Raw genomic sequence first — 13,916 nt, forward strand, 5'->3', positions numbered from 1 at the left:
GGGAGCGGATATTCGCGGGGGGCGCGGCGGATTGGCGGAAATCCGCGACGAATGGCGGATCACGCACGTCATCCACATGCAACGGCCGCACCGGGATGGTGCACGGGGCCGGCGGATCGGCGTGCGCGGCGGGGTGGGCGGGTGCACGGTTGACACGCGCGCGCACGGGGGGCAGTGTACCCCCTCGCACCTGATCCAATCCGCACGAGGCAGCAGACGATGTCAGATCGCAGGCAGGACGCGCTCGACTACCACAGCCAGGGCCGCCGGGGCAAGATCGCCGTGGTTCCCACCAAGCCCGCCAGCACGCAGCGAGACCTGTCGCTGGCGTACTCGCCCGGGGTGGCGGAGCCGTGCCGCGAGATCGCCGCCAACCCGGAAGAGGTGTTCCGCTACACGGCGCGCGGCAACCTGGTGGCGGTGGTCAGCAACGGCACCGCGGTGCTGGGGCTGGGCGACATCGGCCCGCTGGCCGCCAAGCCGGTGATGGAGGGCAAGGCCGTGCTCTTCAAGCGCTTCGCCGACATCGACGTGTTCGACCTGGAGGTGGCCAGCAAGAACGCGGACGACGTCATCCGCTTCTGCGAACTGCTGGAGCCCACGGTGGGCGGCATCAACCTGGAGGACATCGGCGCGCCAGAGTGCTTCTACATCGAAGAAACGCTCAAGGAGCGGCTGGACATCCCCGTCTTTCACGATGACCAGCACGGCACGGCGGTCATCAGCGGGGCGGCGCTGCTGAACGCCATGGAGATCAGCGGCAAGAAGATCGACGAGATCACGGTCGTCTTTTCCGGCGCCGGCGCGGCCGCCATCGCCACCGCGGAGCACTACGTCTCCCTGGGCGTGCGGCGCGAAAACATCAGCATGACGGACAGCAAGGGCGTCATCCGCGCGGACCGCGGCAACCTGGACCGCTACAAGGGCCGCTTCGCCACCACGCGCGATCTGCACACGCTGGAAGAGGCGCTGCGCGGCGCCGACATGTTCGTCGGCCTGTCCATCGCGGGCGCGGTCACAAAGGAGATGGTGGCGGGGATGGCGGATCACCCCATCGTCTTCGCCCTCGCCAATCCGGATCCGGAGATCCTGCCGGAAGACGTGCTCGCCGTGCGGCCGGACGCCATGGTGGCCACCGGGCGGACGGACTATCCCAACCAGATCAACAACGTCCTCGGCTTCCCCTTCATCTTCCGGGGCGCGCTGGACGTGCGGGCGCGCGCCATCAACGACGAGATGAAGATGGCCGCCACCCGCGCGCTGGCGGAACTGGCGCGGCGCGATGTGCCCGAGTCGGTGGAAAAGGCGTACGGCGGCGAGCGATTCCGCTTTGGCCCGGAGTACCTGATCCCCAAGCCGTTCGACCCCCGCATCATGCTGTGGGTGGCGCCCGCGGTGGCGCAGGCGGCGATGGAAACGGGCGTGGCGCGCGTGCAGATTGACTTGGACCAGTACCGCGCGGAGCTGGACGCGCGCCTGGGCCGCGGCCGCGAGGTGATGCGCGACCTGATGCGCCGCGCCCGCAAGGACCCGCGCCGCATCGTGTATCCGGAAGGAGAGAACGACGCCATCATCCGCGCGTGCGCGCTCGTGCTGGCGGAAGAGGTGGCTCGCCCCATCCTCCTCGGCCGGCCGGACGTGATCCGGCGGCGCGCGGCGGAGCTGGGCGTATCCATCGAAGGCGCCGAGCTGGTGGACCAGTGGAGCGAGGAAGCGCGCGAACGGTACGCGCGCGACTTCTTTCAGCGGCGGCAGCGCAAGGGCGTGACGATGGTGCAGGCGCGCGCGCGGATGCACGAGCCCGTCTTCTTCGGCTGCATGATGGTGCTGGCGGGCGACGCGGACGGGCTGCTGGCGGGCGAGGATCTCTATTATCCGGAGACGATCCGCCCCGCGCTGGAAACGATCGGCACGGCGCCGGGTGTGCGCCGCGTGGCGGGATTGTACATGATGGTGCTGCAGCAGGAAGTCGTCTTCTTCGCCGACACCACGGTGAACCCGGACCCCGATGCGGCGACGCTGGCGGACATCGCCCTGCTGTCCGCGGACTTCGTGCGGCGGCTGGGGATTGAGCCGCGGGTGGCGATGCTGTCGTACAGCAGCTTCGGCTCGGCGCGGGGGCCGGCGTCCGACAAGGTGGCCCGCGCCACGGCGATCGTAAAGGAGCGCGCGCCGGGGCTGGAGGTGGATGGCGAGATGCAGGCGGACACGGCGCTGCTGGACGATTTCCGGATGGAGAACTACCCGTTCACGTCGCTGCGGAACCGGCCCAACGTGCTCGTGTTCCCCAACCTGGACGCGGCCAACATCGCCTACAAGCTGATGTGGAGGATGGGCGGCGCGGAGGCGTTCGGCCCGATTCTGCTCGGCATGGCGCACCCCATTCACGTGCTGCAGCGCGGCAGCGAGGCGGCGGACGTGCTGAACCTGACCGCGCTGGCCGTGGTGGATGCGCAGGAGCACGCCGGCCGCCGTGGCTGAGCCGTCTTACGCCGCGGGGGAGACGATCGAGATCCACTACCTGCGCCCGCCGGACCGCGTGACGGTGTTCCGGCAGCGCGTGGTGGATGACAACGAGACCGTGGTCGTCACGTATCTGCCGTCGGCGGAGCTGCGGAAGCCGGTGATGGCGGGCGGGCGCGTGGTGCTGGAGCCGGGCGCGCCGGTGGTGTGGTTCAGCTACCGCGGCGAGACCTGGCACGACGTCGGCCGCTTTCACCTGGCGGACGGCACGTTCACCGGCATCTACGCCAACGTGCTGACGCCGGTGCGGATGCGCGGTGCGCGGTGGGACACGACGGACCTGTTTCTGGACGTGTGGATGGGCGCGGACGGCCGCGTGGAGCTGCTGGACCGCGACGAGTTCGACGCGGCCGTGGCAAAAGGCGTGGTTTCCGCCGCGGACGCGGAACGCGCGTTCACCGAGGCGGAGCGGCTGATCCAGGGCGCGCGGCAGGGCGCCTGGCCGCCCGCGCACGTGGCCGAGTGGACGCTGGAGCGCGTGCGCGAGGTCGCCGGGGCGGCGGGATGATCGGGGAGTGATGGGTTCGGGTGATGGAAATCGGCGGATGGCGGGCTTTGCGGGCGGCCCCCACCCGGGCCGGCACCACCGGCCCACCCTCCCCCGAAAAGACCGGGGGAGGGTTGGGAGGCGGCAGGGTCCGGCGCGGAAAGCGGAGATTTGCCCGCGCCGAAGCGTGTTGAGCGAATGAATCCGCCGCTCGAACAGCGGGAAGCCCCGACACGACGCCCACAGGCGCCGTTCGGGGCTTCAACTGCATTCGGGACCCGATGCATCGTTTCGGCCGCAGTCCGCGGAGGCGGACATCGTGTATTTCGAGGCGCGGTTTCAACCGCCGGGCCGAAAGCCGCCGACACGCGCCGCGCTTTACCCTCGCGCTCAGGTCTCCCCCTCCCCCGCGGAGCGGGTGGAGGGGGCCGGGGGGAGGGGGCCTCTCCGACAAGCGGCACCATCCGGGACGAACCGAGTTGCAGGTCTCCCCTCTCCGTGCGGCAGTTTGCACGGGGAGGGGCCGGGGGAGGGGCCCGCGAGGCGTCGGACGCGAGCAACCTTTCCGATCCGCACGGCACTGATGTGTGCTCCCTCTCCCACATCCGTTCGTGGGAGAGGGTCGTCGTGCGCAGCACGCGGGGTGAGGGCCCCGCCCGATTGACCCGCCGGACGGCGCGCGGCTATCTTCCGGCCGATCTTGTACGCGCGGAAGGGGCGCCCGAGCCGACCTCGCGCGCCCCTTCCGCGTTCTCCTCACCGCACCCATGATCCGTATCCGCACGCCGCAGCCGCGGCACCTTCGCTCGCTGGCGAGCGCCGCCGCGCTGCTCCTGGCGTCCGTGCTGGCCACCTCCGCCTGCGCGCAGCCGGGCTCCACCTCCCAGGCAAACGGCGCCGCCTCGGCCGTGAACGTCGACTCCGTCGTGGCGCGCGCCGACCGCGGCCGGATGAAGGGGCAGGAAAACGCCCCCATCACCATCATCGAGGTGTCGGACTTCCAGTGCCCGTTCTGCCGGGACTTCGCCACCACCACGTACGCGCGGCTGGACAGCGCCTACCTGCGCACCGGCCGGGTGAAGATGCTGTACATCAACCTGCCGCTCACCAGCCACAGGCAGGCCTTTGCCGCCGCCGAAGCCGCCATGTGCGCCGGCGCGCAGGACAAGTTCTACGCCATGCACGACCGCCTGTTCGCCACCCAGCGCGAATGGTCCGGCCAGGCCGACGCCACCACGCGCTTCGAGGGCTTTGCGCAGCAGCTGGGGCTGAACATGGCGGAGTTCCGCGACTGCACGCAGAACGACCGCACCGCGTCGCTCATCGTGAACGATGCCATGCAGGCGGCCGGCGCGGGGATCCAGGGCACGCCCATGTTCATTCTGAACGGCGGCAACGGGCAGCAGACCTCGCTGAACGGCGCCGTGCCGTTCGAGCAGTTCGTGCAGGCCATCGACTCGCTTTCCGCCGGACGCGGCACTCCGGCCCCGCAGCCCGGCGCGGCGCCCCCCGCCTCCTGATCCGCGAAGTCGTCGCGCGAAAACGGCGTCATCCCAACAAGAAACCGGCCCTCCCCGCGACTGCGGAGAGGGCCGGTTTTTCATCACGGTGCGCAAACCGTCAGGATTCGGACTCGACCACGGCCGCGGACACCAGCCGGTTCATGTCCACGAACAGCTGCCGGGTCACCGACTCTTCCTCGCGCAGCAGGTCCACCAGACGCTCGTACCGCCCCAGCAGGTCCATGGGCACGTTCACCGTTTCGGCGTGAAACGTTCCCTGGTCCGCGAACACGAGGCGCACCAGCACCGTCTGTCCCGGTGTATGTGACATCGTACGGACTTCCTTTGCAGATCGGTCCAGAATGATTGCCGCGCCTACCGGGCCTGCCGCAGCCCCGGAATGGACAGCAGAAAGATGAGTGTGATCAGGATCGCCGAAACTACGCACCACTGGCACCACGCGTGGATCACCGCGGCCTCCAGGTACGTCAGGTACGCCGAGAACAGCACGCCCACCAGCGACATGGCGAAGATGGAAAGCGCCACCCACCGCTCGCGCGCAAAGCGCGGCTGCGTGCCCATCATCGCCAGCGCGAAGATGATGATGTACGCGCCCACGCCCCATACCGCCACCGGCTGCCCCAGGAAGAAGGCGTACCGTGATGCCTGCACCTTTTCGCAGCTCCCGAACTGGCACTGGATGATGCCCAGGTAGCCGAGCTTGTACATGGACAGGTACACGGCCACCAGCAGCCCCACCAGCGCCAGGACGGCGATGGCCATCCGCGCCAGGGGTGGACGGTCTTCCAGTTCGCCGGCCAGGTGCTCCGCGGCGGTGCTCATCCCGCCGCGCTGTCGGTGGCGGCCGGAACCGCGCCCGCCGCGGGAGCCGCGGCCGGAGCCGCACCCGCCGCCGGGGCGGCCGCGGGAGCCGCCGCGCCGCCGCGCTCCTGCTCAATCAGCTGCTGCCACTCGGCGCGCGTGCTGGGGATGTTCGTGACCTTCTTGCCGTTCACGAACAGCGTGGGCGTGCCGCCCACCCCCAGGGTTTCGCCAAAGGCCGACGACTCCGACACTTCCTTGAGGTACTTGTCGGAGCCCAGGCAGCCGGCGAACGCGCCGCGGTCGATGTTCACCGCTTCGGCGTAGCCGGCGAACAGGTCCGCCGCGTCGTTGGACTCCGACCACTCCGCCTGGCGGGCAAAGATGTGGTCGTGGAACTCCCAGAAGCGGTTCTGCTCGTTGGCGCAGCGGCCCGCGCGCGCGGCCAGCACGGCGTTCTTGTGCAGCTGCGGCAGGGGGAAGTCGTACCACACGTAGCGAACCGTGCCGTCCTTGATCCAGTCCTGCATCAGCGGCTCGCTGAACGTGGCGAACTGGCCGCAGCCGGGGCACTGGAAGTCGGCGAACTCCAGCATCACCACGGGCGCGTTGGGGCTCCCCTTGCTGATGCCCGCCACGGACTGCATCTGCTCCGGGGTCAGCGCCACCTTTTCCAGCGTGGTGGCCGGCGCGCCGCCTCCGCCGCTTGCCTGGCGAAAGAGGAAGAAGGCGCCGCCGAGCGCGACGAGCCCCAGGATGATGTAGAAGGGCAGCATTGACGACGAGCGCCGGGCGCTGGGCGCGTTGCGGGGCACGGGTCTTTCTCCGGATGGTGGGTGCGGAGGCGGGCGGCGGGGGCCGCGGGACGCCCCGGTGCGGGACCGCAAACAATAACCGCCGCGCCGCGCGCCCGGCAAGCACGCACCGGAACACTCCTTGCGCATCCCGGCCGTGTTAACCCGTTTCTCATCCAGGCGAAACCAATGGATATCAGGCTGGTGCGCGGACGCGAGTCGCGCGTGTGGCTGTGGACGGGGATGCTGGCCGGCCTGTCGCTGCTGGTGCTGGTGTCCGCGTACGTCTTTGGCGACCGGACCATGTCGGCCAAGAAGATGGTGGGCGCGGCGGCGGGCTTCGGCTCCGACCGCACGCCCGTGCTTCCCATGCAGACGGACGAGTTCGAGTCGCTTCTGCCGCTGGACACCCGCGAGCTGGGCCGCCTGGTGCACATGACGGCCACCACGCAGAGCGTGGTGCGCGGCAACTCGGTGTGGGTGCGCACGCCCAGCGGCCGGCGCATTCTGGTGCGGTTTGAGCCGGATCCGGATGCGAGTGCGTTCCGGGGGATGGGGCCGGGGTCGCGGCTGGATGTGAACGGCTACCTGCAGAAGCTGTCGCGCGCCGAGCTGGAGCTGTGGACCGACACGCTGGGCGTGGTGATTCCGCGCCCCACGCCGGGGGTCAAGTTCGGCGACCTGCCGGACAGCGGGTTCGCCAAGATCGATTCGCTGTTCATTAAGGACTTCTACCTGTCCGTGCGCCCCGAAGGGTTGCGGGCAGTGCGGTCCACCACGCAGCTGCGGCCCGACACCTCCGCCGGGGCGGCCGCGCCCATGCCGCTGCCCACGCTGACGGACAGCGCGGCGGCGGTGGGCGCCGCCCTGGGCGAAACGTCCAGCGTTCCCGCGGGCGCGCAGGGTGCCGCGCGGGACAGCGCCCGTCCGGAGCCGGTTCCCCAGGCGCCGCGGTGATCTGGACGCCCACCGCGCTCACCCGGCTGGAGCGCGCGATCGACGAGGGAATGCGGGTGCAGATCCGCCGGCGCGGCACCGACATCGTGCTGATTCCCTCGGAACTGCGCCACGCATACGGCGGAGAACTGCTCGTCGGCAGGCACCTGGGCACGGGGGACCGCGTGCAGGTGGCGCTGGATGAGGTGGAGTCGTTCGTGGTGCTGGGGTAGGGTGGATGGGCGGGATTGGTCGATCAGGGACGACGGATTGGACGTGGATGATGAAGAGGCGCACGGAGCATCGTGCGCCTTTTTTGTTGTGCGGCGGGCTCCAGGGCGGCCCCCACCCGGGCCGGCACCACCGGCCCACCCTCCCCCTCGAGAGCGGATGAATCCGCCGCTCAAACAGCGGTAAGCCCCGACTCACGGCCGCTGTCGCGTCCATGATCGGGGCTTCAACTACATGGGGACGCGAGCGGGGATGGCGTCCAGTCCGCGGAGGCGGACTTTGTGTGTTTCGAGGCGCGGTTTCAACCGCCGGCCGGGAGCCGCGGGGCGAACCGATGCGTGATCCTTCGTTCCCCGGCGTTTGTCCCTGCAACGCCGAGGAGTTGAGCGAGGAGGCGCGTCAGTCCCCGCCGATGGAGACAGCGGCGGCGGATTCGGCGGCGAACTCGCGGGCGGCCTGCACGAACGCCCAGAACAGCCGCCGGTCCGGGTCGCGCTCGTCCGCGTCCGGCCCGTGCGCCTCGCCGCGCTCCGGGTGCCACTGCACCCCGCACACCCATCCACCCTCCGTTCCCTCCACCCCCTCCACGACCCCGTCCTCCGCCCAGACGGTGGCGCGCAGGCCGGGTGCCACGTCGCGCACCGCCTGGTGGTGGAACGAGTTGATGCGCAGCTCGCTCGCGCCGAATACCTGCTCCAGCGTGCTCCCTGCCTCCACGCGCCCGGCGTGCGACCGCTCGCGCCAGTCGCTGGTCTGCTCGTGCAGCACGTCACCGCCCAGTTCGGAGGGAATGTCCTGGTACAGCGTTCCGCCCAGCGCCACGTTCAGCACCTGGATGCCGCGGCAGATGGCCAGAATGGGCAGTCCCAGCCGCCGCGCCTCGTGCACGGCGGCCAGTTCCGCGGCGTCACGGGCGGGATTGATTTCGCCCAGCTGCGGATGCGGCTCCGCGCCGTAGCGAACCGGGTCCACGTCCTCGCCGCCAGTGAGGAGCAGGCCATGGCAGAGCCCCAGCAGCCGCCGGATGGAATCCTCGCCGTGCGCGGGGGTCAGCAGCAGCGCGGTGGCGCCGGGCGACTCCAGCGCATCGATGTACTGCGCGTTCAGCTGCGTGCGCGGCAGGCCGAACGATCCCCCCGGCCAGAGCGTGGTGGTGACGGCGATGAGCGGACGGTCGGTCATACCCTGCGATCCCGGTTTCTCGGCGAAAAGAACGGCGCGGCGGGAGTCGCAGGTTCCACGCCGGGCGGGAGCTCAGGGAAGAGGGAATAGGGAATGGGGAATAGGGATTAGGGTAGAGCAAAGAAAAGAGGAGGGCGGCCCGGTGCGGGCCGCCCTCCTCTTTTTCCTCCGCGTTCCTCCGCCACCCCCGCGTCCTCCGCGATCAGGCAGTTGCCGGACTCCGCCAACGTGCCGATCTGGGCCGTGCGTGGCGGATTCCGGGTTGCGTCAGGCCGCGGCGGCGGTGGCGGACACGCAGATGCGGTTGCGCCCGCCTTCCTTGGCCTGGTACAGCGCCGTATCCGCCAGCGAAATCAGCTCATCCGCCGTGGCGGCATCCGCGTCGGGCCACGACACCACGCCGGCGCTGAGGGAGGCGCGGATCGTCACCTCGCCAAAGACAAAGGGGATGGAGGCGAAGTGCGCCCGGGCCCGCTCGGCAAACAGCTGCGCCGCCGCCGGCCCCACTCCCGGAAGAACGACCACGAACTCGTCGCCACCGTAGCGGCCGGCGCGCTCGTTGGCGCCCAGCCCGTCCGATTCCAGCCAGCTCCCCAGCGCGCGCAGGGCCGCGTCTCCCGCCAGGTGGCCGCAGGTGTCGTTGATCTCCTTGAACCGGTCCAGGTCCAGAAGCACCAAGCTGAGCGGCGCCCCCGTGCGGCGCGCGGCGTCAAACTGGCGCGTCAGGTATCCCACAATGGAACGGCGGGTGTCGCACCCCGTGAGTTCGTCCGTGTGCGCCAGGTCGTGCAGCTGCTTGCGCTGGTCCACCAGCTTCTGAAACAGCTGCACCCGCCCGCACGCCTGCACGATGGCCTCCACCACCCGCTCGGCCAGCTCCGCCGCCTCGTCGCCCAGCAGCGGCTCGTCCACCGTGGCGCGCTCCACGAAGAGGCCGGTGACGGTTTCGGTGATGGGGAAGGGAACCACGATCACGGAACGCAGCGGCGTCAGCATCCCCCGCCGTTCCCACTCTTCGCGCACGCCGTCGAACAGCGGAGACAGCGCCACATCGCGCACCACCACGGGGCGGCGCGTCTGCAGCGCTTCGCGCACCTCGGGGTAGAGGGAAAGGTCCAGTTCCAGCCCCTCCGTCAGCTCCTTTTCCGACGACGCGGCGACGCGCACCACCTGCTCGCCCTCGTGGACGACCAGCACGGAGCATCGCCCCACGCCCAGGATTTCGGAGGTGCGGGAGGTGACTAGGTGAAACATCTCCTCCGCCGTGACCACGCGGTTGAGTTCGCGGATCAGGTCGATGGCCTGCAGGCGCATGCGGGCCTGCTCGCGCGCCCGCTTGAGTTCCTGGTTGCGCACCACGTGGCGCTCCACGCGGGCCAGCAGTTCATCCAGCCGGAACGGCTTGGTCAGGAAGTCCACCGCGCCGTCGCGCAGGGCGGAGACGGGGAGTGCGCCGTCGTTGGTGGCGGTGATGAGCACCACGGGGATGTCTACCCAGCGCGGGTTCAGCCGCAGCGTGCGCAGCACCTCCAGCCCCGTCATTTCCGGCATCATCACGTCCAGCAGCAGCAGGTCCGGCACCTGGTCCGCCGCTTCTTCCAGCAGCTTCAGAACGCCGCGGCCGCTGGTGGCGGTGCGCACGTGGTACCCGGTCACCTTCAGCGCCCTGTCCAGGCCCTGCAGAATGGAGGGATTGTCGTCGGCGACAAAGACGGTGGCGCGATCGGTCATGGGTGCAGCGGCGATGCGTGTCCGGCGCGGCGGCCGGTTCGCGATGAAAGACTGCGGGCTGCGGCCCCCGTGGGAGGCGCGGCCGGAAGAACGAGCGGATGAAGGGACCCGCGGATGGACGTGCGCGCGCCATGCGCATGCGCGAACCCGGAAGGAGGCGGCAAGAGCCGGACCAGCCATGGACGGTCCGCCCGCGCGCGCGGCTGCGTGCGCCCGTCCACCGGCCCCGCGGAGCGGTGAGGCGGCGTTGACCCGGCATGCACCATGGCTGTCCCATGCGCGTCCCGGTCCGGAACCTGCCTCCCCATCCGCCAGCGCCTCGCGGGTGCGCGGGCGCAGCCGTCCGTGCCTGCGGGGCGCGCCCGCGCCGTGCAGGCACGCCCGGGCTAATCTCTTGACTCCTGCATTCGTTTGACCCGCATCCGCCCGTCCGCGTTGGCCGCCGCCCTGCTCGCCCTGTTGGCCGCGGGGTGCAGGCAGGCCGAAACCTCGCCCTGGTCCGAAGACCGGCTGGCGCGGATGGAACTGCGCGCGCGCGTGGCGCAGATGCTGGCGCCCGCCGTGTACGTGGGCGCGGACGCACGCGCCGTGGCCGACACCGCGCTCGCCCGCCGCTTTGCGCAGGCGGGCGTGGGCGGCGTGCGGCTGCTTCCCGGCACGCTCCCCGTGGCGGAGCGGCGGCTGGGCGCCATTCAGCGCGCCTCGCGGCTGCCGCTGCTGGTGATCGCCGACCTGGACCGCGGCGTGGGCGGGGCGCTCGCCGGCGCGTCGGAACTGCCGCCCCCGCTCTCGCTCGGAACGGCGGAAGGGGAGCGGGTGGACGCGGCCGCGGCGCAGGCGTCGGCGGAGGCGGGGCGGCTGGGGATCAACTTCGCGCTGCTGACGGCGCCCTCGTTTCCGTATCCCACGGCGCTCCCGGCACCGTGGGGCGCGGGGGCGGACAGCGCCTTTGTTCGCTACGCGCGGCAGCTTTCCGCGGGCGGAATGCTGGTGGGCGTCCGCGCGCTGTCCGCGGGGCCAGAGGCGCGCGACGGAGGGCCGCCCATTCTGGACTGGGACCGCGCCGCGGTGGACGGGCTGCAGCTTGGACTGATGCGCGGGCTGGTGGCGGCCGGCGTGGCGGGGATCAAGCCCGCGTCCATCGCCATCCCCTCGCTGACGCGCGACACCGTTCCCCTTCCCGACAATGCCGTGTTCACGCAGGGCGTGCTGCGGCGGGACCTGGGGTTTGACGGACTGATCCTGGAGGACCTGGCGCCCGTGACGCCGCTGGTGCGCCGCTACGGCGCGCAGGAAGCCGCGGTGCGCGCCGTGGCCGCCGGGGCGGACCTGCTGGTGGGGGTGGATGACGTGCCGGGGACGGTGGACGCCATCGTCCGCGCGGTGGAGACCGGGCGCATTTCGCCGTCGCGGGTGGAGGCGGCGGTGCGCCACGTCTTTGCCGCCAAGGAACGGCTGCGGCTGGGGATGGCGGACACCGCGTCCGCGCGGCCGGACTCGGCGCGGGCGCAGAACCCGCGCGCGGCGGCGGACTCGGCGTTCCGCGGCGCGGTGGCGGCGCACCGGGCGGCGCTGCTGGTGATGGGGCAGGTGCCCGCCACCACGCTGCGCGGCTGCCGGACGACGGTGCTGGTGACGGCGCCGGGGATCGCCGCGCGCCCGCTTTCCGTCGCCCTGGCCGGGCGCATCCGCGGGCTGACGCACCTGCAGACGCCCCGGCTTCCGCGCCGCGGTCCGCTGGTGCCGCGCGCCGTGGACTATGCCGGGCGGGACGCGGACTGCGTGATCGCTGCCGCTTTTCCCGGCGCGCGGCCGGCGGTGCTGGACCGGCTGGGATCGGCCGGGGCGTGGCCGGATTCCGCCGCGCGGGCCGCGCTTTCGCCGGACTCGCTCGCCCGGCTGGCGCGCGACACGGTGCCGCGGCGCATCGTGTGGATCGACTTCTTTCCCGGCGCGGAGGCCGCGGCGCCGGCCGCGCGCTCGCTGCTGGTGGTGCGCGGGGTGGGCCCGGCGGCGCAGCAGGCCGCGGCGGAGGCGGTGCTGTCGCCCTCCACCCGCGCCGGCGTGCCCTCGGGCGGCGCGTGGCCGGCGGCCCGGACGCTGCGGGTGGCGGCGCCGGACTCCGCGGAAATGAAGGCGGCCCGTCTGGCCTCCATCGACACCATTCTGCGCAACGGCATTCGCGACAGTGTGTTCAGCGCGGCGGCCGTGGTGGTGGCGCGGCGGGGGATGGTCGTCAAGATGAGCGGATACGGGCAGACCGGCGGCGAGCCGGTAGACCCGCGCGGCACCCTGTTCGACCTCGCGTCGCTCTCCAAGGTGGTTGGAACGACGCCCGCGGCCATGGTTATGGTGGATGACGGGGCGATTTCGCTCGGCGCGCCGGTGCGGAGGTACATCCCCGAGTTTCGCGGCGGGAACAAGGCCGACGTCACCGTGCGCCACCTGCTGACGCATACCTCCGGGCTGCCCGCGGGCGACTGGCTGTACAACCTGTCGTCCTCCACCACCGCGCTTAACCGCGTGATCCGCTCGGAGCTGGTGCGCGCGCCGGGGAGCGGGATGGAATACAGCGACTTCGGGATGATTCTGATGGCGGAGTCCATCCACCGCGTGTCGCGCGAGCCGCTGGACCGGCTGGTGGCGCGGCGGGTGTTCGGGCCGCTGGGGATGGTGAACACGCAGTACCTGCCGCCCAGCTACGACCAGGCGCGCACCGTGCCCACCGCGGTGAAGTCGGAGCGGCCGTACGTGGTGGACGGCGTGGTGCACGACGCCAACGCGTACCGGCTGGGCGGGGTGGCCGGGCACGCGGGGCTGTTTTCCACGGCGTGGGACGTGTCCATCTACGCGCAGACGCTGCTGAACGGCGGCGCGTACGGCACCCGGCGCGTGTTCCGCGAGCAGACGGTGCGCTCGTGGACGCGCAGGCAGCCCAATGCCGACACGCGCGGGCTGGGGTGGGACACGCCCGGCCCGCGCAGCTCCGCCGGAAGCTACATGACGGCGCGGGCGTACGGGCACACGGGCTTTACGGGCACGTCCATGTGGATGGATCCGGAGCTGGACCTGTTCGTGGTCCTGCTCACCAACCGCACCTACCGCGAGGGGAGCCAGGGCGCGCTGCTGCGGATTCGCGCGGCGGTGGCGGACGCGGCGGCGCTTTCCATCACCGACCGCCCGGTTCCGCCGCGCGCGGGGACGGCGGCAGCCATCGAGGCCGCGCGTCCCAAGGTGAAGCCCAGGCGTCCGGCCCCGCGCCGCCCCGCCCGCCGCCCGACGCGGCCCGCCCGCCGGCGCGGATAGCGCGAGGTCCGTTCGTCGTTCAGGATCAGCGCCGTCGGCCTGCCCTCCTGAGCGGATGAATCCGCCGCTCAAACAGCGGGAACCCTCGACACGTGGCGCTGACGCGCCCACGTTCGGGGCTTCAACCGCGTCTGGAAACAACACCGCCGGTCTGTAACGACGTGCGCCGTGCCCCAGCGTTTCCGGCCTCCAGCGGTTCTTGGGATAGCAATGCGGCCGCTCTCCGCCGGTGCCGGTCCATCCAGAGCACACGGCACTGGGGTGTGCTCCCTCTCCCACATCCGTTCGTGGGAGAGGGTCGTCGCGCGCAGCGCGCGGGGTGAGGGCCCACAGCCGGCGATCCTCCATCGAGCCCGCCGAACCGCTCAAAAGACGCTCGATCCAACCCAGGCCCATCAACCG

The 13,916-nt window shown here is 71.3% G+C and carries 11 protein-coding genes; 6 read left to right on the top strand and 5 right to left on the bottom strand.

What is annotated here, in order from left to right; genetic code table 11:
- The first annotated feature begins 219 nt into the window (after positions 1-219).
- From HNQ61_RS29205 to HNQ61_RS10405, 3 genes are all read left to right on the top strand, one after another.
- Positions 220-2,481, top strand: coding sequence for an NADP-dependent malic enzyme (locus HNQ61_RS29205; RefSeq protein WP_170034335.1), 2,262 nt, complete (start codon positions 220-222; stop codon positions 2,479-2,481).
- Positions 2,474-3,031 (top strand): DUF402 domain-containing protein, encoded by a 558-nt coding sequence (locus tag HNQ61_RS10400; protein WP_170034337.1) that lies wholly within the window; start codon positions 2,474-2,476, stop codon positions 3,029-3,031. Before HNQ61_RS29205 ends, HNQ61_RS10400 begins: the two co-directional genes overlap by 8 nt.
- Positions 3,032-3,777: 746 nt before the next feature.
- Positions 3,778-4,530, top strand: coding sequence for a DsbA family protein (locus HNQ61_RS10405; protein WP_170034339.1), 753 nt, complete (start codon positions 3,778-3,780; stop codon positions 4,528-4,530).
- A gap of 100 nt (positions 4,531-4,630) precedes the next feature.
- Here HNQ61_RS10405 and HNQ61_RS10410 read toward each other — a convergent pair whose 3' ends face one another.
- Genes HNQ61_RS10410 through HNQ61_RS10420 form a run of 3 tightly spaced genes read right to left on the bottom strand, consistent with a single transcriptional unit; the run spans position 4,631 to position 6,149 of the window.
- Positions 4,631-4,843, bottom strand: a complete 213-nt coding sequence (locus HNQ61_RS10410) for a hypothetical protein (protein WP_170034341.1) — start codon at positions 4,841-4,843, stop codon at positions 4,631-4,633.
- Between the two features lie 44 nt (positions 4,844-4,887).
- Positions 4,888-5,355: a vitamin K epoxide reductase family protein gene (locus tag HNQ61_RS10415; RefSeq protein ID WP_170034343.1), complete on the bottom strand. Its 468-nt coding sequence runs from the start codon at positions 5,353-5,355 to the stop codon at positions 4,888-4,890.
- Positions 5,352-6,149: a thioredoxin domain-containing protein gene (locus HNQ61_RS10420; RefSeq protein ID WP_170034345.1), complete on the bottom strand. Its 798-nt coding sequence runs from the start codon at positions 6,147-6,149 to the stop codon at positions 5,352-5,354. The genes HNQ61_RS10415 and HNQ61_RS10420 overlap by 4 nt, the downstream gene beginning before the upstream one ends.
- 168 nt (positions 6,150-6,317) lie before the next feature.
- Between HNQ61_RS10420 and HNQ61_RS10425 the strand changes: the two genes are divergently transcribed.
- A complete protein-coding gene (locus HNQ61_RS10425; RefSeq protein WP_170034347.1) occupies positions 6,318-7,085 on the top strand; it encodes a hypothetical protein in 768 nt (255 codons plus the stop codon).
- Positions 7,082-7,297, top strand: a complete 216-nt coding sequence (locus HNQ61_RS10430) for a hypothetical protein (RefSeq protein ID WP_170034349.1) — start codon at positions 7,082-7,084, stop codon at positions 7,295-7,297. The genes HNQ61_RS10425 and HNQ61_RS10430 overlap by 4 nt, the downstream gene beginning before the upstream one ends.
- A gap of 397 nt (positions 7,298-7,694) precedes the next feature.
- Here HNQ61_RS10430 and HNQ61_RS10435 read toward each other — a convergent pair whose 3' ends face one another.
- Together HNQ61_RS10435 and HNQ61_RS10440 are read right to left on the bottom strand one after the other, a co-directional pair.
- Positions 7,695-8,477 (bottom strand): gamma-glutamyl-gamma-aminobutyrate hydrolase family protein, encoded by a 783-nt coding sequence (locus HNQ61_RS10435; protein WP_170034351.1) that lies wholly within the window; start codon positions 8,475-8,477, stop codon positions 7,695-7,697.
- 267 nt (positions 8,478-8,744) lie between these two features.
- Positions 8,745-10,208, bottom strand: coding sequence for a diguanylate cyclase (locus HNQ61_RS10440; RefSeq protein WP_170034353.1), 1,464 nt, complete (start codon positions 10,206-10,208; stop codon positions 8,745-8,747).
- Positions 10,209-10,619: 411 nt separating this feature from the next.
- Between HNQ61_RS10440 and HNQ61_RS10445 the strand changes: the two genes are divergently transcribed.
- Positions 10,620-13,514, top strand: coding sequence for a serine hydrolase (locus tag HNQ61_RS10445; protein WP_170034355.1), 2,895 nt, complete (start codon positions 10,620-10,622; stop codon positions 13,512-13,514).
- Positions 13,515-13,916: the final 402 nt, after the last annotated feature.

The sequence above is a fragment of the Longimicrobium terrae genome (assembly GCF_014202995.1).
Lineage (GTDB): Bacteria > Gemmatimonadota > Gemmatimonadetes > Longimicrobiales > Longimicrobiaceae > Longimicrobium > Longimicrobium terrae.

What these genes read in the sequence shown, in the direction of transcription:
- HNQ61_RS10415 (WP_170034343.1), bottom strand. Translation starts at nt 5,355, where the DNA reads ATGAGCACCGCCGCGGAGCACCTGGCCGGCGAACTGGAAGACCGTCCA.
- HNQ61_RS10435 (WP_170034351.1), bottom strand. Translation starts at nt 8,477, where the DNA reads ATGACCGACCGTCCGCTCATCGCCGTCACCACCACGCTCTGGCCGGGG.
- HNQ61_RS10425 (WP_170034347.1), top strand. Translation starts at nt 6,318, where the DNA reads ATGGATATCAGGCTGGTGCGCGGACGCGAGTCGCGCGTGTGGCTGTGG.
- HNQ61_RS10440 (WP_170034353.1), bottom strand. Translation starts at nt 10,208, where the DNA reads ATGACCGATCGCGCCACCGTCTTTGTCGCCGACGACAATCCCTCCATT.
- HNQ61_RS10410 (WP_170034341.1), bottom strand. Translation starts at nt 4,843, where the DNA reads ATGTCACATACACCGGGACAGACGGTGCTGGTGCGCCTCGTGTTCGCG.
- HNQ61_RS29205 (WP_170034335.1), top strand. Translation starts at nt 220, where the DNA reads ATGTCAGATCGCAGGCAGGACGCGCTCGACTACCACAGCCAGGGCCGC.
- HNQ61_RS10405 (WP_170034339.1), top strand. Translation starts at nt 3,778, where the DNA reads ATGATCCGTATCCGCACGCCGCAGCCGCGGCACCTTCGCTCGCTGGCG.